Genomic DNA, 20,889 nt, shown 5'->3' on the forward strand with positions numbered 1-20,889 from the left:
GCATGATCCTTGTTACCGGTGCCACCGGCACCATAGGTAGTCATGTCGTCCGTCTGCTCACCGAGCGGGGCGTGCCGTTTCGGGCGATGTCCCGCCGCGAGCGGCCCGGCGGAGTGCGGGCTGACTTCGACGACCCGGCGTCGCTGGCGGGCGCGGTGGCCGGCGTCGACACGGTCTTCCTGGTGACCGCGCCGCCCGTGCCGACCGCGGACCACGACATCGCCCTCATGACGGCCGCACGGGCGGCGGGCGTCCGTAAGATCGTGAAGCTGTCCGCCATCGGCAGCGGCGAACGGTTCGAGGGGGCGACCGTCGGCGCGTGGCACCTCGCCGCGGAGGAGGCGATCGAGGCCAGCGGGCTCGTGTGGACGATGCTCCGCCCGCCGAGCTTCGCGTCGAACTTCCTGCGCTACCGGGCGCTGATCCAGGCGGGAGAACCGATCCCGAACATGACCGGCGATTCCCGGCAGGCCATCGTCGACCCGAGGGACGTGGCCGCGGTCGCCGTTGCCGCCATGACCAGCGATGCGCACAACGGGCAGCGGTACGACCTGACAGGGCCGGAGCTGCTGACGTTCACAGACCAGGCGACGATCCTGGAGCGCGTGCTGGAACAGCCGGTCAAGATCACCGATGCGAGCGCGCTCGACCAGTTGCCGGCCGGGATGACCACTGGCATCGGCTGGGCGCGCGCCGGCGGTGCGGCCTACGTCACCGACCACGTGCCGCGGGTGCTCGGCCGACCGGCGGGCACGTTCGAGCAGTGGGCACGCGATCACCGGGAGGCATTCGCGGCAATGCCGTAACCCGCCGCCGCCGGCCGCCAGGCTCGGGCGAGCCCGGCCGCCAGGCTCTCGGGTGAGCGGCCCTCGTTGCTCGAGGGATAGAGCCGAGGTGCCCTATCGCGCCTATCTCCTCCTGCACGCTTGCGGAGAAGCTTGATCAACGGGTCGGGGGACCGATCTGCGGGCGGGTGCTCACTTCGCGCCCATGAGTTCGAGGACCTTGTTGATGGCCTCGACGACCGGTACGCCGAGCGCACCGATGGTCGCGGCGATGCCCGCGACGGCGAGCAGGGCGCGGTGCCGCTCCTGCGGTTGGACGTCCGCCTCGGCGCGGAGTGCCGGCAGGGAGTCATCAAGAACGTCCGCGCTGGCCGGCGGCACCTGGGCGCGCAGCTCCTGGATGAGGGTGAGGAGTTCGCGGAGGGCCTCTTGGACGGCCTGGGGCAGCTCTTGGGCCGGAGTGACTCGCTTGTCGATGCCGATGTTGCCCGAGCCGCCGTGCATGGTGACATGGTCGCCGCTGCCGAAGTAGTAGTGCTGGTCCCCGCTCATCAGCTCGCCATCCCTACGTTGCCGGTGCCGCCGTACATGTTGACGTTGTCTCCGAAGTAGTAGTGCTTGGGGCTGATCGTGATGGTGTCCACCCGCACCTGGAAATCCGCCTCCGGGTTCTCGATCGCGTCGGCGATCTGGCGTGCGAGCTGCCGCAGTTGGTCGGGCCACCGGCTGGTCACCACAGCAGTGGAGGGGCCGGAGGTCTCAACGGCCAGAATGAAGTGCGGGGGCGCGCCGAGCACCGTCAGCATCTCCACGAGGGAGTAGATCAGCGCCGCGACCGCGACGACCACGACGAGGACGGAGAGTCCGGAGCCACCGCTGTCACCGCTTCCGAGGCCGCCGCCGGACCCGTCGATCACGGCGGCGAGCAGAGCAAGGAATGTCGTCACCGCTCCGATGATCAGCAGCCGCTTCACGAAGAGCAGAACTGCGTCCTTGCGCCGGGGGTGGATGGTGAGTGTGTACACCCGGGCGAGGTTGTGGAGCGGGTAGTAGGCGTCTCCGATCCAGAGCAGCCGTTTACTGACCCGCAGATCGACTCCGATGATCGGCTGGGCCGAGGCCGGTGCTGCCACATCGGGGTACGGATCGGCGGCGGGCGGCGGACCGGCCGATGGCTGCGGCGGGGCGGCCGGCGGCCGGGCGGGGGGCGGTTGCCAGCCGCCGCCTGCGGATACGGCGCCGGGAGGCGTGTTCCATGCCTGCCCCGCCGAGTCTGCCGATGTCACGCGAACCCCCTTGGGCCAACCTTGCCGTGTGAAGTCCATTCACCCGGTCAAGCCTCACCGACGCAAGTGGGCTCACCGTGAACGGTGGTACTAAGGACTGAAGTTGACACCCCGCCGCATGAGTGGGAGCCGGTGCTCCCGGGTTCGCTTCGTTCTCTGTCCGCGCCGGAATCGACCACTCAGGAACCGGTGCGGACCCCACTGTGCCGCTCACCATGCTCGTCCTGCACACGTCACCTGTGCCGGAGCGTGACCACCGCTGCCACGAGCAGGACCGCGAGCACGATGGCATACCAGGTGAAGAATTGCGGGGCACGGTTCGCGGCCTCCACCGCTCGGACCACCGCGGCGAGGACCTCTTCGTGTGCGATGTTCATCGAGATCGCCTTCTTCTGGGAAAGCGGACCGGTCTAAGTACTCTCACCACCGGGAACGGCGTGATCCGTCGCTCTCCCTGGTTTCATTGAACACCCCGAGCCGCGCATCGTCAGGGGCGAGCCGCGCCGGCATCGTGCGGGCCGCGGAAGGTGGCCCGGTAGGCGCTCGGGGAAGTACCCAGGGCGGACTGGAAGTGCTGCCGCAGGTTGGCCGCCGTGCCGAGGCCGGCCTGGGCCGCCACCTGGTCCACCGGCAGGTCGGACTCCTCCAGTAGTTCTCTGGCGCGTTCGACGCGCTGCTGGGTCAGCCATGTCATCGGTGTCGTGCCGACCTCGTCGCGGAAGCGCCGATTGAAGTTCCTGATGCTCATGGCCTGCTGGGACGCCAGGTCGCCCAGTGTGAGGGGCTCGTGCAGCCGCTGTAGGGCCCAGTGGCGGGCAACCGCGGTGGAGGCGGAGGACGGGTCCGGTACGGGGTGGCGTACGTACTGCGCCTGGCCGCCCTCCCGGTGCGGCGGTACGACGGTGCGGCGGGCGACGTCGCCCGCGACCGCTGTCCCGTAGTCGCTCCGGATCATATGAAGGCACAGGTCGATCCCGGAGGCGCAGCCCGCCGAGGTCAGGACGTCGTCGCCGTCGGTGTAGAGCACGTCCGCGTCCACCTCGACTTCTGGGAACAGGCGCGCGAACTGCTCGGTGTAGCGCCAGTGCGTGGTGGCCGCCCGACCGTCGAGGAGGCCGGCCGAGGCGAGTACGAAGGCGCCCGTGCAGATCGAGGCCATGCGGGTGCCGGGGCGGATCCGGGTGAACGCCTCGGCGAGCGGCGTCGGCAGCCGCGGATCCGTCTGCTCGTAGTCCTCGTACGAGGACAAAACGATCACCGTGTCGGCTTCGGCCAGCGCCTCGGGGCCGTGGGGCACATTGACGGTGAAGTCTCCGTCCGTCCGTATCGCTTCTGCCCGCAGCCCGCAGGTGGCGACCTCGTAGAGCGGCTTCCCGTCGGCCGAGGCGCCCTGTCTGGCCTGCCCGAACAGCTGGTGCACGATGCCCAGCTCGATCGGGAGCATCTTCTGGCGGGCGAAGACGGCGACGTGATGGCGAGTGGGGTGGGTGAAGACAGCCATGGCCATATTTTTGCGTAGCACGGCTATATGGCCACTCGTCGTCCCGCTGAGGTGCGCACAGTCTGGAGAACATGGCTCAGCGGACACAGAACCCACCGGCCGTTCCACAGCCCACGTCATGGCACCGCCCGCACCGCCCGCACCACGCCTGGATCATCGCCGTCGTCGCGGGCGCGGCCATCGTGACGGCAGGCGCCTTCACCACCGTGCCCGGCCTGCTGGTCACCCCACTGCACGACCAGTACGCCTGGGACCGCGGCCACATCGCGCTCGCCGCCTCGGTCAACATGATCTTCTTCGGCCTCACCGCACCCTTCGCGGCCGCGCTGATGGACCGCGTCGGCATCCGCCGGGCCGCCGCCGGCGCCATGCTGCTCATCGCCACCGGTGCCCTGCTCACCAACGTGATGACCTCGGCCTGGCATCTCGTCGTGTACTGGGGCGTGCTGATCGGCCTCGGCAGCGGTTGCCTCACGATGACCTTCGCGGCACAGATCACCGGCCGCTGGTTCGAGCGGCGGCGCGGTCTGGTCACCGGCGCGCTCAGCGCCTCGAGCCACCTGGGCCAGCTGCTCTTCCTGCCCCTGCTGGCCTGGGCGGTCGACCGCTACGGCTGGCGGCCTCCTGTGGTGACCCTGGCGCTGGTGGCTCTGGCGGTGTCCGCGCTGGTGTGGCTGCTGCTGCGCGACCACCCCGCCGACATCGACGGGGCACCCTACGGGGCCAAGGAGTTCGTCGCCAAACCCGCTCCGGCGACCGGGGCGGCGCGCCGGGCGGTGACGGTCCTCCTGGGCGCCTCGCGGACCGGGACGTTCTGGCTGCTCGCAGGCATGTTCATCATCTGCGGCGCTTCCACCAACGGCATCATGTGGAGCAACTGGGTCCCCGCCGCCCACGACCACGGCATGCACGCCACCATGGCCGCGTCCCTGCTGTCGCTGATCGGTGTCTTCTCATCCCTGGGGGCGCTCGCGTCCGGCTGGCTCACCGACCGCTTCGATCCCCGCCGCCTCCTGTGCCTGTACTTCGCCGTCCGCGCGCTCACCCTCTTGGCGCTGCCCGTGGTCCTCTCCTCGACGGTAGGTCCTTCCTTGATCGCCTTCGTGGTCGTCTACGGACTCGCCGACGTCGCGACCGTCCCTCCGGTGATCGCCCTCGGCCAACGCGTCTACGGCAACGACGGCCCCATCGTTTTCGGCTGGGCCAACTCTGCCCATCAGCTGGGCGCAAGCGCCTCGGCCTTCCTCGGAGCCACGGCCCGCGATGTGTTCGGCACGTATGACGTGGTGTGGATCGCGCTGAGTGCGGTCTGCGTCGTCGCGGCCCTGCTGGCCATGGTCGTAGCACCGAAGGGATCGATCATGACGAGTCCTGAAGCGCGTTACGAGTCCTGAAGCGCGGCCAGGACGATCGGCAGTTTGCGGGGGTTACCGGACGCCGACTTGGCGTTGGTGGAGTTGACCACGTAGACCAGAGTGCGGTCGATCCGGCCCTGGGCGTCCAGGGTGGCGCCCATCCCCGAGGCGTAGCCGTAGCGTTCGCCGGTCTTGCCGTAGGTGACGGTGCCGTCGGGGAGTACCACGCGGGTGAGGCCCATGGTGTACGAGGCGGGGTCGGTGCTGTCGTACATGGTGATCCCCTTGGGGACCTCCAGCATGTGGCGGAGCTGGGCCTTGGGGACAACTCGGCCGCTGAACAGGGCCACGGTGAGGCGCTCCAGGTCGGCGGCGGTGCTGATGACGTCTCCCGCCGCCCAGCCCGCGGAGACGTTCCAGTCGGTGACGTCGACCAGGCCGGTGGGGGTGCGCTGGTAGCCGAGGTTGTGCGGCCCGGGGATGCGCGGGTCGGTACCGGGGTAGGAGGTGTCGCGCATGCCGAGGGGGGTCAGGATGCGCCGCTGGACCTGGCGCTCGTAGGAGTCGCCGGTCAGCTTCTCGATGAGCAGGCCCAGCACGGTGTAGTTGATGTTGAGGTAGTGCTGCTTGCGGCCGGGGGTGAACTCCAGCGGGTGGGCGGTGGCGGAGGCGATCAGCTGCTGTGGGGTCGTGGTGTCGAAGCGGTGGGCGTACTGGGCCTCGAAGGGGTCGCCGGGACCGTCCGCGGATCGCAGTCCGCTGGTGTGGTTGAGCAGCTGGGCGACGGTGATCGGCGGGTAGTCGGCGGGGAGCAGTCCGGGCAGGTAGCGCTGGACGGGGCGGTTCAGGGCGACCTTGTGCTCGGCGACGAGCTGCAGGACGACGGCGGCGGTGAGGACCTTGGTCACGCTGCCCGCGCGGAAGCGTCCGGCGGCCAGTACCGGCTGCCCCGAGGCCAGGTCGCGGACGCCGGCGGCGCCCTGCCAGCTTCCGGCTCTGCCGCCGACCCGGATGATCGCTGCGGTGGCGTCATCGGCGGGCAGGTCGGCGATCGTGCGTTGCAGGGCCTCGGTGTCCAGAGCCTTGGTGTCCGGAGTGGACTCCGAGGACGTGTGAGTCGAGGGCGTCGGTGCCGCGTGTGCCAAGGCCGGGCCCGCTGCGATGGCCAGGGCGACGGCGGCAGCGGTCAGGGCGGTGCGGGCGGGGATTCTCATCGGGTGCGCTCCGGGAAGTGGTCGCTGTCAGGGACGACTCCCATGCTGGTGATCAGGCGCCTCCGGCGGATCGCCGGAGCGACCCATCTTCGGAGGGTCGGCGCTCCCTCGCGCGAGGGAGTCGGTCAACCGGCCGTGACCAAGCCCGTCTCATAAGCGCAGATCACCGCCTGGATCCGGTCGCGCAGGCCCAGTTTGGCCAGCACGTTGCTCACATGCGTCTTGACGGTGTGCTCGCTGAGCACGAGTTCCGCCGCGATCTCCGCGTTGGACAGGCCCCTGCCGAGCAGTTGGAGTGTTTCCCGCTCCCGCGCGGTGAGCACCGCCAGCCGGTCGGGGCGCGGCGCGGCGGTCTCCCGGGGGCGCCGTACGAAGTCCGCGACCAGGCGCCGGGCCACCGAGGGTGCCAGGAGCGAGTCGCCCGCGGTCACCACCCGGACCGCGTGGACCAGGTCGTCGCGGCGGACGTCCTTGAGCAGAAAACCGCTCGCCCCGGCGTGCAGGGCCTCATGGACGTACTCATCGGAGTCGAAGGTGGTCAGCATGATCACCCGGCACTCGGTCTCCCGGCAGATGGTTCCGGCCGCCTCGATGCCGTCCGTGCCGGGCATGCGGATGTCGAGCAGCGCCACGTCCGGGGAGTGGCGGCGTACGGCCTCGATCGCCGCCGCGCCATCGCCCGCCTCGGCGACCACCTCCATGTCCGGCTGAGCGTCGAGGATCATCACAAAGCCGCTGCGGACCAGTTCCTGGTCGTCGGCCACCACCACACGGATCGTCACTTCCCCACCCCGAGACTCACGAAGACCTCGAACCCTCTGCCGCCCGGCCCGGGCCCGGTACGGGCGATGCCGCCGTGTGCGGCCGCACGCTCCCGGATGCCGATCAGGCCGTGACCATGACCGGGAGAACGGGGTCCTGCGGAGCCGACGGCGCCCGGACCACGGCCATCGTCGGTGACGGTGATGCCGAGCTTCTCACGGCCGTAGTCGAGCCGGACCGCCACCCGGTCGGCAGTGGCGTGCTTGACGACGTTGGTCAGGGCCTCCTGCACCACACGGTAGACGGTGGCCTCGGTGTCCAGGGGCAGGGGTCTGACCTGGCCGGTGGTGTCGTACGAGACCGTGAGCCCACTGCCCGACACACGCTCGAGCAGCGCGGGCAGCGCGGTGACGGTGGGCTGCGGACCCCGTTCGTCCGTGGCGTCCTCGCGCAGCACCCCCAGCATCCGCCGCAGCTGGACCATCGCCTCCCGGCCCGTCTCCGAGATCGCGTCGAAGGCCGCCTCGGCCCGGTCGGGGGCGGTGCGTACCGCGACCGGGCCGGCCTCGGCCTGCACCACCATCAGGGCGACGGAGTGGGAGAGAACGTCGTGCATCTCCCGGGCGATCCTGGCCCGTTCGCGGACCACCGCCTGCTCGGCCGCCCTGCGCTCGGCAGCCGCCGCGTAGGCCTGGCGGGTGCGGGTGAGGGTGCCGAGGGTGCAGGCGCCGAAGAAGACGATCAGGCTGAAGAGCAGTTCGCGGACCTCGCCCGTGTTGAGGGCCACGCCGGCCGGGATCAGCAGCGCCGCCAGCGCCATCATGGCGATGCGCGTACGCGTCGGGGAGAGGGCGGCCACGGTGTAGGCGGCCACCAGGCCGGCGTACGGCAGGGGCTGGCCCGGGCCGTCGAGGGTCAGCTGGTAGCAGAGTTGGGCGAGGCAGACGGCGACGAGCACGGTGAGCGGCGCCCTCCTCCGCCACACCAGCGGCAGCACGGCCAGAGTCGTCAGCGCGTAGGCGGACCAGGTCGCGGGCGGCAGTTCGGGGCCTCGGGGGATGACGAACGGCATGGTGACGGCCAGTTGCACCAGCAGCGCGAGGCCGAGGTCGAAGGCCGGCGGGGGCAGGGTCCGCAGTGTCCGCTGTGTCCGCCGTGTCCGCCGTGTCCGCGACAGACGAGGGCCGTGGCCCGTCGAGACGGACGCATCATGAGCATGCGGCTGATCGTGCATGCCGCCGATCGTGCCAGGGGAGGGCCCGCCGAGGCCCGCCCCCGCAACTCGGGTCAGGTCCCGATCGGCGGCTCGGCCGGCGCCATGACCGAGATCGTGCCCTGCGCCACCGCGCACAGGGTCGCCGTGCCCTCGCCGTCCACGGTGGACAGATCGCAGCGGCAGACGACGCGGGTACGGCCGGCCCGTACGACCCGTGCCTCGGCCCGCAGCAGCGCTCCGGCGGCGGGGCGCAGATAGTCGATGGTGAATCCGGCGGTGAGCAGCCGGGCGCCGGCCACTGTGCCCGCGGCGAAGGTCAGGGCGTTGTCCGCGGCGTAGCCGAGTACGCCGCCGTGCAGGAAGCCGTGCTGCTGGCGCAGGTCGTCGCGGATGTCCACTTCGAGGGTCGCCGCGCCCTCGCCGAAGGCGACCAGGCGGGCGCCGAGCAGGTTGCTGAAGGGCTGGGCGGCCAGCAGCTTCTGCGCGACCGACAAGTCCAGAATCTCGTCCATGGCACCTCACTTCACTGGTGAAGTGACCCTGCCGCGCCGCTCCCGCGTCTGTCAAGATCGGCCCTATGTCTGAGGCTGAGCCCGCATCCGACCAGCGCCTGTTCTTTCTGCTGCAGCGGGCGGCGCACCAGCTGCGTACGGTCGCGGACCGGCGCTGTCTGGCCGCCGCCGGGGTCACCACGGCGCAGCTCGGTGCGCTGTTCGCCGTACGCGATCAGCCGGGCATCACCCAACGGGAGCTCGCGCACGCCCTGGGGCTGCGCGAATCCGGCGTCACCGCGCTCGTCGCGCGGCTCGCCAAGGCCGGCCTCGTCGGCAGGCGGCCGCACCCGCGCGAGCACCGCGCCGTGGTGCTGGAGCTGACCGACGGCGGGGCCGCCGCCCTCCTTGCCGCCCAGCCGGAAATCGAGCGGTTCAACGGCGAGTTGCGGGGTCTGCTCGGCGATCAGGAGTTCGCCCGGACCGCCGCCGCGCTGTACGCGCTCGCCCACTGGGAGTCCTGACCGGGAGAGGGCCTGCCTGCCGGCCGCGCCAGGCGCGGGGCTGCCGCTCACCGCAGTTGCCGCGCCACCGTGTCCGCGAATGCGCGGGCGAGTGGCGGGAGGGCGTCCCAGCGGCGTACGGCCCAGCCGACGGACAGCGGCGGCAGCGCCGGGACGGGCACCAGGCGCAGCGGCCCGCTGTCGCCTGGCACCGGCAGGCCCGGCAGGGCGGGCACGACGGCGTGCCCCAGGCCGAGCTCGGCGAGGAGCAGGGCCGTGTCCCAGTCGGCGACGCTCGTGTCGGAGCCGGTGCGGACGCCGAGCTCGGCGAACGCCGCGTCGAGCCGTCCGCCGGAGGTGGAGTTCGGCGGCAGCCGTACGAGGCGCACGTCGGCGAGGTCGGCTACGTCGATCCTCGACCGGGCCGCGAGTGGATCGCCGGCCCGTACGGCCAGCACCCAGGGCAGGTCGACGACGGGGCGCTGTTCGATGCCCCGCACCGGGGCGCCCATGGTGATCCAGGCCAGGTCCAGATCGCTGGCGAGCAGGGCGTCGAAGCAGCCGCGGCTGGAGCTCTCGGTCTGGAACTCCAGGCTGACCTTGGGGTAGCGGCGGCGGAAGGCGACGACCGCGTCGGCCATGAAGTGGCGTACGGTCGTGCCGCCGGTCGCGATCCGCACCGTGCCGCCCTCGCCGTGCACCAGATCCCCCAGCCGCCGCAGCGCGCGGTCGAGTCCGGCGATGCCCTCGGCGGCGGCGTCGCACAGGATGCGGCCCGCGGCGGTGGGCGCCACGCCGCGCGGCAGGCGTTCCAGCAGGCTCACGCCGGTCTCCCGCTCCAGCCGCTTCACATGCTGGCTCACCGCCGACTGCGTACAGTCCAGATCCCGGGCCACGGCGCTGAGGCTTCCGGCGCGGCATACGGCCACGAACACACGCAGGTCATCCAGGGTCACAATTCCCCAGTTATAGCTTGGGTATTGCGAGTAATCCCCAGGATTGACTGGGGTGAGCCATGGCCGCGAAGATCGACGCAGGGCCCAGGCGGCAACCCGTACGGCGCCTTCGCGAGGATCCGGACCGGACGAAGACGCCGCACGGGTGCCGACCGCCCCCTCGGAGGGGCCCCCTCAGAGCAGCCCTCTCAGAGGGGTACGGCGACGCCGTTGAACGTCGTCTCCGGTGTCTGGGGCGAGGTGAAGCGGGCGTTGACGAGATAGAGGCGGTCGGCCCAGCGGGCGACGGTGGTGGGGACGTCGAAGCGGGGGTCGGTGACCGTACGGCGCAAGGTCGCGGTGGGGGTGGGGGCCTTGGCGTCGAGGTCGAAGACGCTGATCAGATTCAGCCGGTTCTGTACGACGTACAGCGTGCGGCCGATGCGGAGGAGGCCGTCGCCGTTCGCGACATCGGCCGCGCCGGAGAGCGCGATCTCGGTGGCGTGGCCGCCGGCCAGATCCACGTGGTACAGCCTGCCGGGCGAGCTGCTGACGACGATCAGCCCTCGGCCGTCCGGGGTGCCCACGACGCCGTTGGCGTTGTTGACGTCGGGCGTCTGTACCCAGTCGCCGGTCAGCGGCAGGCGGCGGACCTCTCCGGCGCGGCCGCGCGGTACGCCGTACAGCACGGCGTCGCGCGAGTCGGTGAACCAGGCGCGGTCGCCGAGCAGGATCACGTCGTTGATGAAGTGGCCGGTCGCGTCGGTCAGTTGGTACGTGGTCACCAGCTCGCCGGTGTGCGAGTCGACGATCCGCGCCGTCCCTCCACCGCCTCCCGAGACGTACAGCAGACCGTCCTCGTCCAGCTTGAGCCCGACGGCCACCGTGCCCGTGGCGCCCTCGTGGATGACTCTGCCCTCACCGGTCCGCAGATCGGTGCGGTAGACGGCGCCGTTGGCGCGCGAGCCCATGTACGCGTACGGCCTGCGGCCGATGGTGATCCCCTCGGGCATGAAGCCGTCGGGGAGCGGGAACTCGGTCGGCCATGTGGCCCGTGCCGGGGCGGACGAGACGGCGTGCGCCGCCCCGACGCCGGTCGCCGTCGCCGTCGTCGCGAGCGCGGTGACGGCGGCGCCGCGGAGAAGGGTGCGGCGGGACGGCTGGGGGTGGTTCCAGATCATGGTCCGGGCCTCCGTGAAGGGTGGGGGCATCAGTGAGTCGTCAGCGTCAGCGACTCCCTGCACTCTGTGCACTTCGAGCGCTCTGCTTCAACGCCGTTTCAGGTCACCTCGTGCGTAAGATCGGGTGAATCAGCAGGGGCACGGACGGGCGAACGGAGAGTGGCCGAAAGCCATGGGCACGGGCGAGGGCGGGCGCGGCGGATCCGCCGACAAGCTCGGGCGGCCGACGTCGCGGGATGTCGCCCGGCTCGCCGGGGTGTCCCATACCGCAGTCTCCTTCGTGTTCAACGACCGGGCCGAGGGGAACCTCTCGGCCGCCACCCAGGAGCGCATCCGCCAGGCCGCCGCCCGGCTCGGCTACCGCCCCGACCCCGTCGCGCGCGGTCTGCGGCGCCGCCGCACCGCGGTGATCGGGCTGGTCACGGACGAGATCGCCTCGTCGCCGTTCGCGGGGAGGCTGCTGCGCGGGGCCATGGAGACCGCCTGGGACAGCGGGCATCTCGTCCTCACCGTCGACTCCGGCGGCGATCCGGCCAAAGAGGACGCGGCGGTCGCCGAGCTCCTGGACCGGCGGGTGGACGGGATCATCTACGCGGCCATGTCGCTGCGCCGGGTCCGCGTCCCCGAGGGCCTGCACCGCACGCGCTCCGTCCTCGCCAACTGTCTGGCCGAGGACGACTCCCTGCCGGCCGTCATCCCCGCCGAGCGCGCCGGGGGCCGTACGGCGGCCCGGCTCCTGCTGGACGAGGGGCACCGCAGGGTCGCGATGGTCGGCGGCCAGGACGACATGGCGTCGGTCGAGCGGCTGCGCGGCTTCCGTGACGCCGTGCGCGCCAAGGGGATCATCGTCCCCAAGGAGTGGGTCCTACGCACCGGAGGCGAGATCTCCGGCGGGTACGAGGGCGCGCTGCGGGTGCTCGACGGGGTGCCCGCCGATCGCCGCCCCACCGGCGTCTTCTGCTACAACGACCGGGTGGCGGCGGGCGTTCTGCACGCCGCGGCCCGGCTGGGGGTCGCCGTCCCCGGCGACCTGTCGGTGGTCGGCTACGACGACCAGGAGCACATGGCCGAGTTCCTGGCGCCGCCCCTCACCACGGTCGCGCTGCCGCACCGGGCGATGGGCGAGGCCGTCGCCCGGCTGCTGCTGGAGGCCATCGAGACCGGGCGGACGCCGCTGGCCACCACGCGGCGCCTCGCCGGCCCGGTGATCAGCCGTGCGTCGGTGGGACCAGCTCCGGTGGGACCAGCTCCCACCCCGTGACGGCGGCCACGGACCCCGCCACGACGAGTTCGCGCACATCGTCCGGGCGCCGGTAGACGCGCTCGGTGACCGTGGCCCGGTCGTCGACGAACAGCTCGAACAGCGAACCGTCGACGAGTACGCGCACCTCCCTCCCCGGCGCCCGCACCACGATCGGCCCCGCCCCCCGGGCCCCGGTGCCGGGCGTCCGGGGCCAGTCACCGCGGTCCAGCGTCACGGTGTCCTCGTCCGGGTCCAGCCGCACCGTCAGCCGCGCACCCGAGGCGGACCGCAGCAGACTCACGGTCGTCAGGCCGCGGGCCGTGACGGTCAGGTCGTACGCCTCCGGGAGCGGAACCCGGCCCGGTGCGGTGACAAACGGTTCGGCGACAGACGGTGCGGTGACAGACGATTCATTGACGAACGGTTCGGCCGCGCGCAGCAGTTCGAGCTCCGGCGCCGGTACGACGCGCAGCGCGCCGTCCGGGTGTACGTCAACGACCCTCGGCGCGGTGAGCACACCGGCCCACCCAGCACGCTCGACCTCGCCGCGCTCACGGGCCTCCCAGGACCAGCCCCACATCAGGGTCCGGTCCGCCTCCTGGAGCACAGCGGGCGCGTAGAAGTCCCGCCCGTGGTCGAGCCGCCCGCCGGTGCGCGCCTCGAAGCGCAGACCGCCTCGGCCGTCCGTGCACAGACGTCCCGTCAGGTATCCGGTGGCGCACGGATCTCCGTCCCACAGCGACACCGCCAGCACCCAGTCCCCGCCCGCCGTCGCGTACATCTGCGGGCATTCCCAGCCGACCGCCTGGTCGCCGAACGCTTCCACGGCAACCGGCCCCGTGCCATCCACGAGCACACCGGCGAACCGCCAGTCCGCCAGGTCGTCGCAGTCGTAGAGCAGCACCGACGGGGTCCCGTCGGCGTGGCCCGCGCCGACCAGCGCCCACCGCCGCCCGTCGCACCGGAAGACGAACGGGTCGCGGAACATCACCACGTCCAGGCCGGCGGGCGGCCCGGCCACCACCGGGGTGGGCGACGGCTTCCACTCGGCCAGCGCGTCGTCGTCCGGGTCGGCCGCCCGTGCCAGGCAGATGGTGCCGAGCCCGGTGTGGTGGCGGTCGACGCCGGTGTACACGGCCGTGGGCACGCCGTCGTCGTCGACCACGCACCCGGACCAGCAGCCCGCCTCGTCCGGGCCGCCGGGGGTGGGGGCGAGGGCGATCGGATGGTGCTCCCAGTGGACCAGATCGGGGCTGGAGACATGGCCCCAGTGGACGTTGGCGTGGCTCGGGGCGTCGGGGTTGTGCTGGTAGAAGAGGTGGTGGCGGCCTCGCCAGCGAAAGGGACCGTTGGGGTCATTGATCCAGTTGGCGGGCGGACGGACCCTGAAGCGCGGAGCGTCCGGGTCCGGGGACTGAGCGGTGGGGCTCAACGGTTGACTCCTGCGGAGGTGATGCCCTCGCGAAGAGGGCGCTGGCCGACGATGAACACGGCGACGGCGGGGATCATGGAGAGGACGACACCGGCGAGCACCACCGAGACGGAGCCGGTGCCGAGGTTGCCCTGGAGCGAGACCAGGCCCAGCGGCAGGGTGTAGTTCTGGCCTGAGGTCTCGAGGATCAGCGGCCGGAAGAATTCGTTCCAGTGGTAGTTGAAGGCCAGCACGCCGACGATCGCGAGGCCGGGGGCGGCCAGCGGGGCGTACACCGACCGGAAGATCCGCCACGGGCCGCAGCCGTCCAGCATCGCGGCCTCGCCCAGGTCCTTCGGCATCCCCAGGAAGTACTGCCGCATCAGGAAGGTCCCGAAGGCGGTCGGAAAGGCCGGAATGATCAGGCCGAGGAGGGTGTCGGTCAGGCCCATCGACTTGAGCACCAGGAACACCGGCACGATGGTGACCTGGAGCGGCACCATCATGGTCGCCAGCACCAGTCCGAACAGCGGCTTCTTGAAGCGGAATTCCAGGCGCGCGAACGCATACCCCGCCAGGCCCGCCGTGATCATCTGACCCACCGCGATCAGCGCGGTCACCAGCGTCGAGTTGAGGGCGACCAGCCACACATCGATCTGGTCGAAGACCCCGCGGTACGACTCCGTCGTCGGGTGGGTGGGGATGATCTTCGGTGGCAGGTCGAAGGACTCGGCCGGGGTGCGCAGCGAGGTGGAGACGGTCCAGATGACCGGGCCCAGGGTGAGCAGCGCGCATACGGCCAGCCCGGCGATCCGGGCCCAGGGCGCGAGCGCGTACCGCGCACGGCTCAGGTTCGTGGTCGGTCGGCTCGGATTCGCTCGGCTCGGGTTCGGCCGGCTCGAGTTCGGCCGGCTCGGGTTCGGCCAGCTCATGGGCGCCTGGCTCATGGGCGCTCGGCTCAGGTTCGCTTGGCTCATGGGACTCACCCGGCTCACTGGTAGTGGACGAAGCGCCGGCTGAGCCGGAACTGGAGGGCGGTGACCGCCATGATCAGTACGAACAGCAGCACGCCCACCGCGGACGCCGGGCCGAAGCGCAGCTGCTCGAACGCGGTCTCGTAGACGACCATCACGACCGTTCGGGTCGAGTCGCCGGGCCCGCCGTTGGTGAGCACATACGGCTGCTCGAAGACCTGTAGCGCGTTGATGATGCCGACCACCGACGCGACCAGCAGCGTGGGCGACAGCAGCGGCAGCGTGACGTTGAGGTGCTTGCGCAGCCCGGTCGCGCCGTCGAGAGAGGCGGCCTCGTGGATCTCCTTGGGGATGTTGTTGAGGCCGCCGACGAACAGCAGGAACGAGAAGCCGAACTGCTGCCAGACATAGATCAGGATCACCGCCGCCATCGCCCCGTGCTCCGACGTCAGCCATGGCACCGGGGCGATCCCGACCAGCCCGAGCAGCCAGTTCACGACCCCGAAGTCCTGGTTGAAGAGGTACTTCATCACCACCGAGATCGACGCGGCGGACAGCACCAGCGGGAAGAAGAACGCCGACCGGAACACCGAGCGCAGCCACGTGGGCATCCGCCCGTTCACCGCCAGCGCCAGCGCCAGGGCGATGAGCAACTGCAGCGCGACCGCGAGCACCATGAACACGAGGGTGTTGCGGAAGGAGATCAGCACGGTCGAATCGCTGAACACCTCACGGTAGTTCGCGGCCCCGGCGAAGCTCGGGTCGTCGATCACGTTCCAGTGGAAGAGGCTGAGGACGACCGAGCCGACGATCGGTACGACCGTGAAGACCACGATCCCGACGATCGTGGGCGCCAGGAACAGCGCGGCGAGCAGCCGGGCGGAGCGGGTGCGGGCGGAGGGCCGCGAGGGGTCGGCGGCCGGTGTCGCCCGCCGCTTTCGTACGTGCGGGGCCTGCGCGTTCGCCTGCGAGTTCGCCTGCGAGTTTGTCGTCATACGTCACGCTCCATGGCCTTCTCCAGGTCGCCCTGCATCCGGCGCAGCGCGGGGCGCACCGCGCCCCGGGAGGCCAGGGCGGTGCCGGTGTGCTTGAGCAGCACCTGCTCAACCTCGGCGACATGCGGCGGCGCGGGGATCGGCCCCGTGTCGGGGAACTTGTCGAGGGTGTCGTAGAAGACCTGCCAGTGGCTCGGGCCGGTCTCCCGATAGCGGGCGGGGTCGAGCATCGAGCGGCGGGCCGGGGTGGTCTGGTTGGTCTTGAACAGCCGCATCAGGGTGTCCCTGCGGGCGGCGTACTTGATGAACTCCCAGGCCTCGTCCTGCTTCTTCGAGGTGCGCAGCAGGGCATAGCCGGCCGCACCGAACTGCATGCGCTGGGTGCGCCAGCGCGGGAAGTACTGCACGTCGTAGTCCGTCGCCTGCATGCCCGCCAGACTCAGACCACCCGCCCAGAAGCCGCCCGCGGGCGTGACGCCGACCCGGCCGGTGGAGAAGACGCCGACGAGGTTCTGGCCGTTGCCGCCCTCGGGGCGGGTGCACAGGTGCTCCTCGATGAGGGAGGCGAGATAGTCGTACGCCTCCTCCACGCGGGCGTCGGTGGCCTGCGGGGTCGTCCACCGGAAACCGCCCCCGCGCCCTTGCCGTTCGGCGGCCGGGTAGAAGGAGTCCCACAGCCAGGCGCCGCCCGGCGCCTTGGACTCGGCGAGCAGATTGGTGCCGTTCGCGAACAGCCAGGGCACCACGCCGCCCCACAGCCGGTTGGTCCAGAAGTACGGCGTGAACCGGGAGCCGCTTGCCTTCTTCATGTCCCGCAGCAGCGCGGTGAAGTCGTCGCGGGTCCAGTCGGCGGCCGGGAAACCCGCGCCGGCCCGCTCCAACACCTGCCTGTTGAGATACATGTCGGCCGCGTTGAACTCGACCGGCAGCTGGTAGAGGCTCCCTTCGTACATCATCGACTCCACCAGCGAGGGATGGACGTCGGCGAAGTACTCGCGCAGCTCCTCGGCGTCCCGCCGCACCCAGCGGTCCAGCGGGACCCCGAGCCGCCGCGCGAACAGCTGGACGCCCTCGGTGGCGACGTAGACAAGGTCGGGGGCGGTGCCCGCCGCGATCTGGGTGAGGATCTTCGCGAAGAAATCGGACCAGTCCACGGCCTGCACCGCGTTGACGCGGAGCTTGATGTCGGGGTGCTGCTTCCGGAAGCCCTCGGTGAGCGTGCGTACGGCCTCCGGTCCGTAGGCGGGGCCGAGGGTGGCGACGACGAGGGAGCCGTCGTTCCGCCCGGGGATGTCGGCGCCGGTGAGGCGGTCCCAGCTTGCGGCGACACCGCCGAGGGCCGCGGCCCCGGCGCCGTACGTCCCGTACCGCATCAGGCCGCGACGGGAGATGAGCGAGTCGGTCATCGGCGAGCCTAACTCGTGTTAGGAAGAAGTGATTCCCCGATGATGAGAAGCCTGTTACGGGCTGTCAAGGCGCCCGACAGGGTTGACCTTTAACGAGTTAGGTCTACAGTTCCGGACCACTGAGCCGCAGCCCCGACGACGACGTCGGGAAAGGAGCCGCACCATGGTCCGTACACCAGGCATGCCAGGCGGTCCTGGCCTGTCCAGGAGGTCGCTCTTCGTCGCCTCGGCCGCGGGCGCGGCCGGCGCGTTACTGCCCGTCGCGGCGAGTCCGGCGGCGGGGAGTCCGGCGGCGGGGAGTCCGGCGGCGACGAAGCCCAAGAAGACGGCCGCATGCGGGAGTTACCGCGCCGAGTACCACTTCACCGTCCCCGACCAGTGGAAGAACGACCCGCAGCGCCCGATCTGGATCGACGGCGAATACCACTACTACTACCTGTACAACCCCGACTACCTGACCGGCGGCACGACCGCGGGCACCGCCTGGCGCCTGGCGACCAGCACCGACCTGGTCTCCTTCACCGACCGTGGCATAGCCGTGCCGAAGGACACCACCCCGGCCGGCGACGTCTGGTCCGGCTCGGCGGTGGTCGACACGGACAACACGGCGGGCTTCGGCGCGGGCGCGGTGATCGTCCTGGCCACCATGTCGCCCGACGACAACGCCAACACCCAGGCGCAGTACCTGTTCTACTCCACCGATGGCGGCCGGACCTTCACCCACCACGGCACCGACCCGGTCCTGCCCAACCCCGGCGTCCGCGACTTCCGCGACCCCAAGGTGATCCGCGACGAGGAGCGCGGCCGGTGGGTGATGGCGCTCGCCGAGAACAACAAGGTCGGCTTCTACCACTCGACCGACCTGAAGTCGTGGACGTACGTCAGCGGGTTCATCAAGGAAGGCATCGGCGTCCTGGAGTGCCCCGACCTGTTCCGGATCACGGCCGAGGACGGCACCGCCAGGTGGGTGCTGGGCGTGAGCGCCGACGGCAAGGCGTCCGGCCTTCCCAACACCTACGCATACTGGACCGGCGACTTCGACGGCACCACCTTCACGGCGGACGCCTCGGACCCGCAGTGGCTCGACCACGGCTGGGACTGGTACGCGGCCGTCACCTTCGAGAAACGGGACGCGCACGGCACCCTCGACCCGGCCGCGCGCTACGCCATCGGCTGGCTCAACAACTGGGGCTACGCGAACACCACCCCCACCATCGACTGCGACGGCTTCAACGGCACCGACTCGATCGTCCGCGAGATCACGCTGGGGCGCGCCGCGAGCGGCACGTACTACCTCGCCTCCCAGCCCATCGGCGCCCTCGACGCCCATGTCTCCCGCATGGTGCACCTCGGCGACCTGGAGGTCGACGGACACCGGGCGCTGGACTACACCGGCACCGCCTACGAGCTGACGACCGAGCTCGCCTGGGACCAGCTCACGGGCGCGGGACTGCAGTTGCGCCGCTCTCCCGACGGCGTGCGGCACATCGACGCCGGGATCTACGGCGACTACGCCTTCGTCAACCGCGGCTACACGGTGAGCCCGGATTCCTCCGGCCGGTGGCAGGAGAGCAGGAGCCCCTTCGACCCGTCCGCGCGGACGGTCCGGCTGCGGATCCTGATCGACCGCACCTCCGTGGAGATGTACGTCGACGACGGCCGGTACATGCACTCCTCCGAAGCCTTCCCGGACCCTGCCGACACGGGGCTCGCCCTGTTCACGATCGATGGCGGTGCGGTGTTCAGGAACACCGTGATCCGCGAGTTCAGGCTCTGATACTCGGCTCGGCTCGGCTCGGCTCGGCTATCAGGCGGTGCGCCAGGCACGCTTTCGGGTGGCCTTCGGGTGGCCGGGTCGTGGGCGCTCCACGCCGAACGGCCGGGTCGGTGAACGATCGGTTGACCAGTCGACTTCGAGGCGACCGAGCCTCCGACCGTTTCGCGAAGGCAGGCCACAGTGATCAACAGGCGGGACGTATTGCGGACGGGCACCCTGGGGGCGCTCGGCGCCGGGGCGGTGGCCATGACGGCGGCGCCCGACGCGGTCGCCGCCGCCGCGGTGACCGAGACGGTGGCCGGGACGGTGACCGAGACGGCGGAGCGGGTCAGCAAGCAGGACTGGAAGCGGCTGGCCGCGTCGCTCTCCCCCGGTGCCACCCTCTACCGGCCCGCGAACTCCGGCTACCCGCCGCTGGCGATCCCGTTCAACCACCGGTACGCCGGGGTCCACCCCGCCGGCATCGTCGCCTGCGCCACCACGAAGGACGTACGCGAGTCGATCCGCTGGGCCCGCGCGGTGGGGCTGCCCGCGGTCCCGCGCTCCGGTCTCGGCCACAACTACGCCGGCTACTCCACCACCACGGGCCTGCTGCTCAACATGAGCCGGATGAAGAACATCGTCACCACACCGCGGCGCAGCGCCGCCCGCTCCCGGGCGTACGGGCCGATCAAGGTCGTCCACGGCGCCGGCACGGTCACCGTCGGGGCCGGGGTCACCAACGGCGATCTGCATCCGCTGCTCGAGGACGAAGGGATCTTCGTGCCGACCGGGCGCTGCCCCTCGGTCGGGGTCGCCGGGCTCGTGCTGGGCGGGGGTATCGGCTTCAGCGACAAGATGTTCGGCCTGACCTGCGACCGGCTGGTCGCCACGACCGTCGTACTCGCCGACGGCCGGGTGGTCGAGGCCAGTGAGGACTCGGAGCCCGATCTGTTCTGGGGCTGCCGGGGCGGCGCGGGCAACAACTTCGGCGTGCACACCTCGTTCACGTTCCAGTACGAGCGGTTCCAGGGCGATGTGGGGTTCTACCGGCTCACCTGGAGCCTGGACTCCGTACTACCGGTACTGGCGACCGCACAGCGGATCGCCCTGGAGACCTCGGACGACAAGCGGTTCCACCTCCGCCTCGGCATCGGCACCCACGGGCGAACCCGGGACCAGATCCGTACGAACGCCAACGTCAATGCGATCGGGCAGTACTACGGAACGCTCGATGAGCTGCAGGCCATCCTCGCCCCGCTGCTCGCCATCGGCACCCCGGAGGAACGCGCCCGGAACTGCGCCGCCGTCCGCGAGGTCACCCCGGCCGAGGCGAGCACACTGCTGAGCGCCACCACTCCGGTGGAGAAGTTCGCCTCCAAGTCAGCGGTCCTGAACTCCCGGACGCTCCTCACCGACCAGCAGGTCGGCGCCGCGGCCGAGCAGCTGCTCAAGTGGCCGGGCAGCGGCAACCCGGACGGGGCCGGATTCGCGATGTTCGCCCTCGGCGGGGAGATCAACCAGGTGCCGCGGCGGGCGACCGCGTTCGTGCACCGCAACGACCTGTTCATCCTGGCCGCCGAGACCTCCTGGGCGGACTACGACTCCCCCGAGGTCGGCGCCGCGAACCTGCACTGGCTCCACGACTTCTACGACGCGATCTTCCCCGAGGCGCCCCCCGAGCACTCCTACCAGAACTTCCCCGATCCGAAGCTGAGGGACTGGCGGGAGGCCTACTACGGCGTCAACTACCCCCGGCTGGTCCGTGTGAAGCGGAGGTACGACCCGACCGGCTTCTTCCGCTACCCGCAGGCAATCGGCTCCTGACCGCTCTCACAATGCCGCCCGGCCGGGCCCCGCCAGGCCGGGCCGGGG

The 20,889-nt window shown here is 71.0% G+C and carries 20 protein-coding genes; 6 read left to right on the forward strand and 14 right to left on the reverse strand.

All coding sequences use genetic code 11. The features are described from left to right. Positions 1-2 precede the first annotated feature (2 nt). On the forward strand, positions 3-806 hold the full coding sequence (locus ACWDSL_RS07675) for an NAD(P)H-binding protein (RefSeq protein WP_450482733.1): 804 nt from the start codon (positions 3-5) through the stop codon (positions 804-806). 171 nt (positions 807-977) lie between these two features. Here the strand turns inward: ACWDSL_RS07675 and ACWDSL_RS07680 are convergent, their stop codons facing one another. From ACWDSL_RS07680 to ACWDSL_RS07695, 4 genes are all read right to left on the reverse strand, one after another. Beyond that, on the reverse strand, positions 978-1,337 hold the full coding sequence (locus tag ACWDSL_RS07680; protein ID WP_450482735.1) for a hypothetical protein: 360 nt from the start codon (positions 1,335-1,337) through the stop codon (positions 978-980). Beyond that, entirely contained in the window at positions 1,337-2,071 is a 735-nt protein-coding gene (locus ACWDSL_RS07685; protein ID WP_450482737.1) for a DUF6232 family protein, read from the reverse strand. The genes ACWDSL_RS07680 and ACWDSL_RS07685 overlap by 1 nt, the downstream gene beginning before the upstream one ends. 233 nt (positions 2,072-2,304) lie before the next feature. Continuing rightward, positions 2,305-2,448 carry a hypothetical protein gene (locus tag ACWDSL_RS07690; protein WP_450482739.1) on the reverse strand — a complete coding sequence of 48 codons (144 nt, stop codon included), beginning with the start codon at positions 2,446-2,448 and terminating at the stop codon, positions 2,305-2,307. A 110-nt stretch (positions 2,449-2,558) separates the two neighbouring features. Next, entirely contained in the window at positions 2,559-3,578 is a 1,020-nt protein-coding gene (locus ACWDSL_RS07695) for a GlxA family transcriptional regulator (RefSeq protein ID WP_450482855.1), read from the reverse strand. Between the two features lie 65 nt (positions 3,579-3,643). On the opposite strand from ACWDSL_RS07695, the gene ACWDSL_RS07700 reads away from it, so the two are divergent. Then, positions 3,644-4,966, forward strand: coding sequence for an MFS transporter (locus ACWDSL_RS07700; protein ID WP_450482741.1), 1,323 nt, complete (start codon positions 3,644-3,646; stop codon positions 4,964-4,966). Here the strand turns inward: ACWDSL_RS07700 and ACWDSL_RS07705 are convergent. From ACWDSL_RS07705 to ACWDSL_RS07720, 4 genes are all read right to left on the reverse strand, one after another. Continuing rightward, positions 4,954-6,141: a serine hydrolase domain-containing protein gene (locus ACWDSL_RS07705; RefSeq protein ID WP_450482742.1), complete on the reverse strand. Its 1,188-nt coding sequence runs from the start codon at positions 6,139-6,141 to the stop codon at positions 4,954-4,956. The two genes, ACWDSL_RS07700 and ACWDSL_RS07705, sit on opposite strands and share 13 nt — an antisense overlap. Positions 6,142-6,266: 125 nt before the next feature. Further along, complete coding sequence (locus ACWDSL_RS07710) at positions 6,267-6,923, reverse strand: response regulator (protein WP_450482744.1); 657 nt, start codon at positions 6,921-6,923, stop codon at positions 6,267-6,269. Then, positions 6,920-8,137, reverse strand: coding sequence for a sensor histidine kinase (locus ACWDSL_RS07715; RefSeq protein WP_450482746.1), 1,218 nt, complete (start codon positions 8,135-8,137; stop codon positions 6,920-6,922). The genes ACWDSL_RS07710 and ACWDSL_RS07715 overlap by 4 nt, the downstream gene beginning before the upstream one ends. A gap of 53 nt (positions 8,138-8,190) precedes the next feature. Next, the gene (locus tag ACWDSL_RS07720; protein WP_450482748.1) at positions 8,191-8,631 is read right to left on the reverse strand and encodes a PaaI family thioesterase; all 441 of its coding nucleotides are present in this window, start codon (positions 8,629-8,631) and stop codon (positions 8,191-8,193) included. A gap of 65 nt (positions 8,632-8,696) precedes the next feature. On the opposite strand from ACWDSL_RS07720, the gene ACWDSL_RS07725 reads away from it, so the two are divergent. Continuing rightward, entirely contained in the window at positions 8,697-9,134 is a 438-nt protein-coding gene (locus ACWDSL_RS07725) for a MarR family winged helix-turn-helix transcriptional regulator (protein ID WP_450482750.1), read from the forward strand. A 47-nt stretch (positions 9,135-9,181) separates the two neighbouring features. Here the strand turns inward: ACWDSL_RS07725 and ACWDSL_RS07730 are convergent, their stop codons facing one another. Both ACWDSL_RS07730 and ACWDSL_RS07735 read right to left on the reverse strand, forming a co-directional pair. Beyond that, positions 9,182-10,069, reverse strand: coding sequence for a LysR family transcriptional regulator (locus ACWDSL_RS07730; protein ID WP_450482752.1), 888 nt, complete (start codon positions 10,067-10,069; stop codon positions 9,182-9,184). A gap of 188 nt (positions 10,070-10,257) precedes the next feature. After that, positions 10,258-11,229: an SMP-30/gluconolactonase/LRE family protein gene (locus ACWDSL_RS07735; RefSeq protein ID WP_450482754.1), complete on the reverse strand. Its 972-nt coding sequence runs from the start codon at positions 11,227-11,229 to the stop codon at positions 10,258-10,260. Positions 11,230-11,401: 172 nt separating this feature from the next. Here ACWDSL_RS07735 and ACWDSL_RS07740 point away from each other — a divergent pair, with 172 nt between their 5' ends. After that, the gene (locus ACWDSL_RS07740) at positions 11,402-12,490 is read left to right on the forward strand and encodes a LacI family DNA-binding transcriptional regulator (RefSeq protein WP_450482756.1); all 1,089 of its coding nucleotides are present in this window, start codon (positions 11,402-11,404) and stop codon (positions 12,488-12,490) included. Here ACWDSL_RS07740 and ACWDSL_RS07745 read toward each other — a convergent pair. From ACWDSL_RS07745 to ACWDSL_RS07760, 4 genes are read right to left on the reverse strand one after another with little or no spacing between them, the layout of a single operon-like run. After that, positions 12,438-13,904 (reverse strand): glycoside hydrolase family 32 protein, encoded by a 1,467-nt coding sequence (locus tag ACWDSL_RS07745; RefSeq protein ID WP_450482758.1) that lies wholly within the window; start codon positions 13,902-13,904, stop codon positions 12,438-12,440. The two genes, ACWDSL_RS07740 and ACWDSL_RS07745, sit on opposite strands and share 53 nt — an antisense overlap. Then, on the reverse strand, positions 13,901-14,815 hold the full coding sequence (locus ACWDSL_RS07750) for a carbohydrate ABC transporter permease (RefSeq protein ID WP_450482760.1): 915 nt from the start codon (positions 14,813-14,815) through the stop codon (positions 13,901-13,903). The genes ACWDSL_RS07745 and ACWDSL_RS07750 overlap by 4 nt, the downstream gene beginning before the upstream one ends. Before the next feature lie 59 nt (positions 14,816-14,874). Further along, complete coding sequence (locus tag ACWDSL_RS07755; protein ID WP_450482762.1) at positions 14,875-15,852, reverse strand: carbohydrate ABC transporter permease; 978 nt, start codon at positions 15,850-15,852, stop codon at positions 14,875-14,877. Further along, complete coding sequence (locus ACWDSL_RS07760; protein ID WP_450482764.1) at positions 15,849-17,258, reverse strand: extracellular solute-binding protein; 1,410 nt, start codon at positions 17,256-17,258, stop codon at positions 15,849-15,851. The genes ACWDSL_RS07755 and ACWDSL_RS07760 overlap by 4 nt, the downstream gene beginning before the upstream one ends. A 163-nt stretch (positions 17,259-17,421) precedes the next feature. On the opposite strand from ACWDSL_RS07760, the gene ACWDSL_RS07765 reads away from it, so the two are divergent. Together ACWDSL_RS07765 and ACWDSL_RS07770 are read left to right on the forward strand one after the other, a co-directional pair. Then, positions 17,422-19,035 (forward strand): glycoside hydrolase family 32 protein, encoded by a 1,614-nt coding sequence (locus tag ACWDSL_RS07765; protein WP_450482766.1) that lies wholly within the window; start codon positions 17,422-17,424, stop codon positions 19,033-19,035. A gap of 180 nt (positions 19,036-19,215) precedes the next feature. After that, positions 19,216-20,841, forward strand: coding sequence for an FAD-binding oxidoreductase (locus ACWDSL_RS07770; RefSeq protein ID WP_450482768.1), 1,626 nt, complete (start codon positions 19,216-19,218; stop codon positions 20,839-20,841). Positions 20,842-20,889: the final 48 nt, after the last annotated feature.

This window comes from Streptomyces sp. NPDC000941, from assembly GCF_053599555.1.

Coding starts and splice junctions, on each gene's coding strand:
- ACWDSL_RS07725 (WP_450482750.1), top strand. CDS start 8,697: ATGTCTGAGGCTGAGCCCGCATCCGACCAGCGCCTGTTCTTTCTGCTG.
- ACWDSL_RS07735 (WP_450482754.1), bottom strand. CDS start 11,229: ATGATCTGGAACCACCCCCAGCCGTCCCGCCGCACCCTTCTCCGCGGC.
- ACWDSL_RS07680 (WP_450482735.1), bottom strand. CDS start 1,337: ATGAGCGGGGACCAGCACTACTACTTCGGCAGCGGCGACCATGTCACC.
- ACWDSL_RS07720 (WP_450482748.1), bottom strand. CDS start 8,631: ATGGACGAGATTCTGGACTTGTCGGTCGCGCAGAAGCTGCTGGCCGCC.
- ACWDSL_RS07690 (WP_450482739.1), bottom strand. CDS start 2,448: ATGAACATCGCACACGAAGAGGTCCTCGCCGCGGTGGTCCGAGCGGTG.
- ACWDSL_RS07765 (WP_450482766.1), top strand. CDS start 17,422: ATGGTCCGTACACCAGGCATGCCAGGCGGTCCTGGCCTGTCCAGGAGG.
- ACWDSL_RS07675 (WP_450482733.1), top strand. CDS start 3: ATGATCCTTGTTACCGGTGCCACCGGCACCATAGGTAGTCATGTCGTC.
- ACWDSL_RS07740 (WP_450482756.1), top strand. CDS start 11,402: ATGGGCACGGGCGAGGGCGGGCGCGGCGGATCCGCCGACAAGCTCGGG.
- ACWDSL_RS07750 (WP_450482760.1), bottom strand. CDS start 14,815: ATGAGCTGGCCGAACCCGAGCCGGCCGAACTCGAGCCGGCCGAACCCG.
- ACWDSL_RS07700 (WP_450482741.1), top strand. CDS start 3,644: ATGGCTCAGCGGACACAGAACCCACCGGCCGTTCCACAGCCCACGTCA.
- ACWDSL_RS07705 (WP_450482742.1), bottom strand. CDS start 6,141: ATGAGAATCCCCGCCCGCACCGCCCTGACCGCTGCCGCCGTCGCCCTG.
- ACWDSL_RS07760 (WP_450482764.1), bottom strand. CDS start 17,258: ATGACCGACTCGCTCATCTCCCGTCGCGGCCTGATGCGGTACGGGACG.
- ACWDSL_RS07715 (WP_450482746.1), bottom strand. CDS start 8,137: ATGCACGATCAGCCGCATGCTCATGATGCGTCCGTCTCGACGGGCCAC.
- ACWDSL_RS07695 (WP_450482855.1), bottom strand. CDS start 3,578: ATGGCCATGGCTGTCTTCACCCACCCCACTCGCCATCACGTCGCCGTC.
- ACWDSL_RS07755 (WP_450482762.1), bottom strand. CDS start 15,852: ATGACGACAAACTCGCAGGCGAACTCGCAGGCGAACGCGCAGGCCCCG.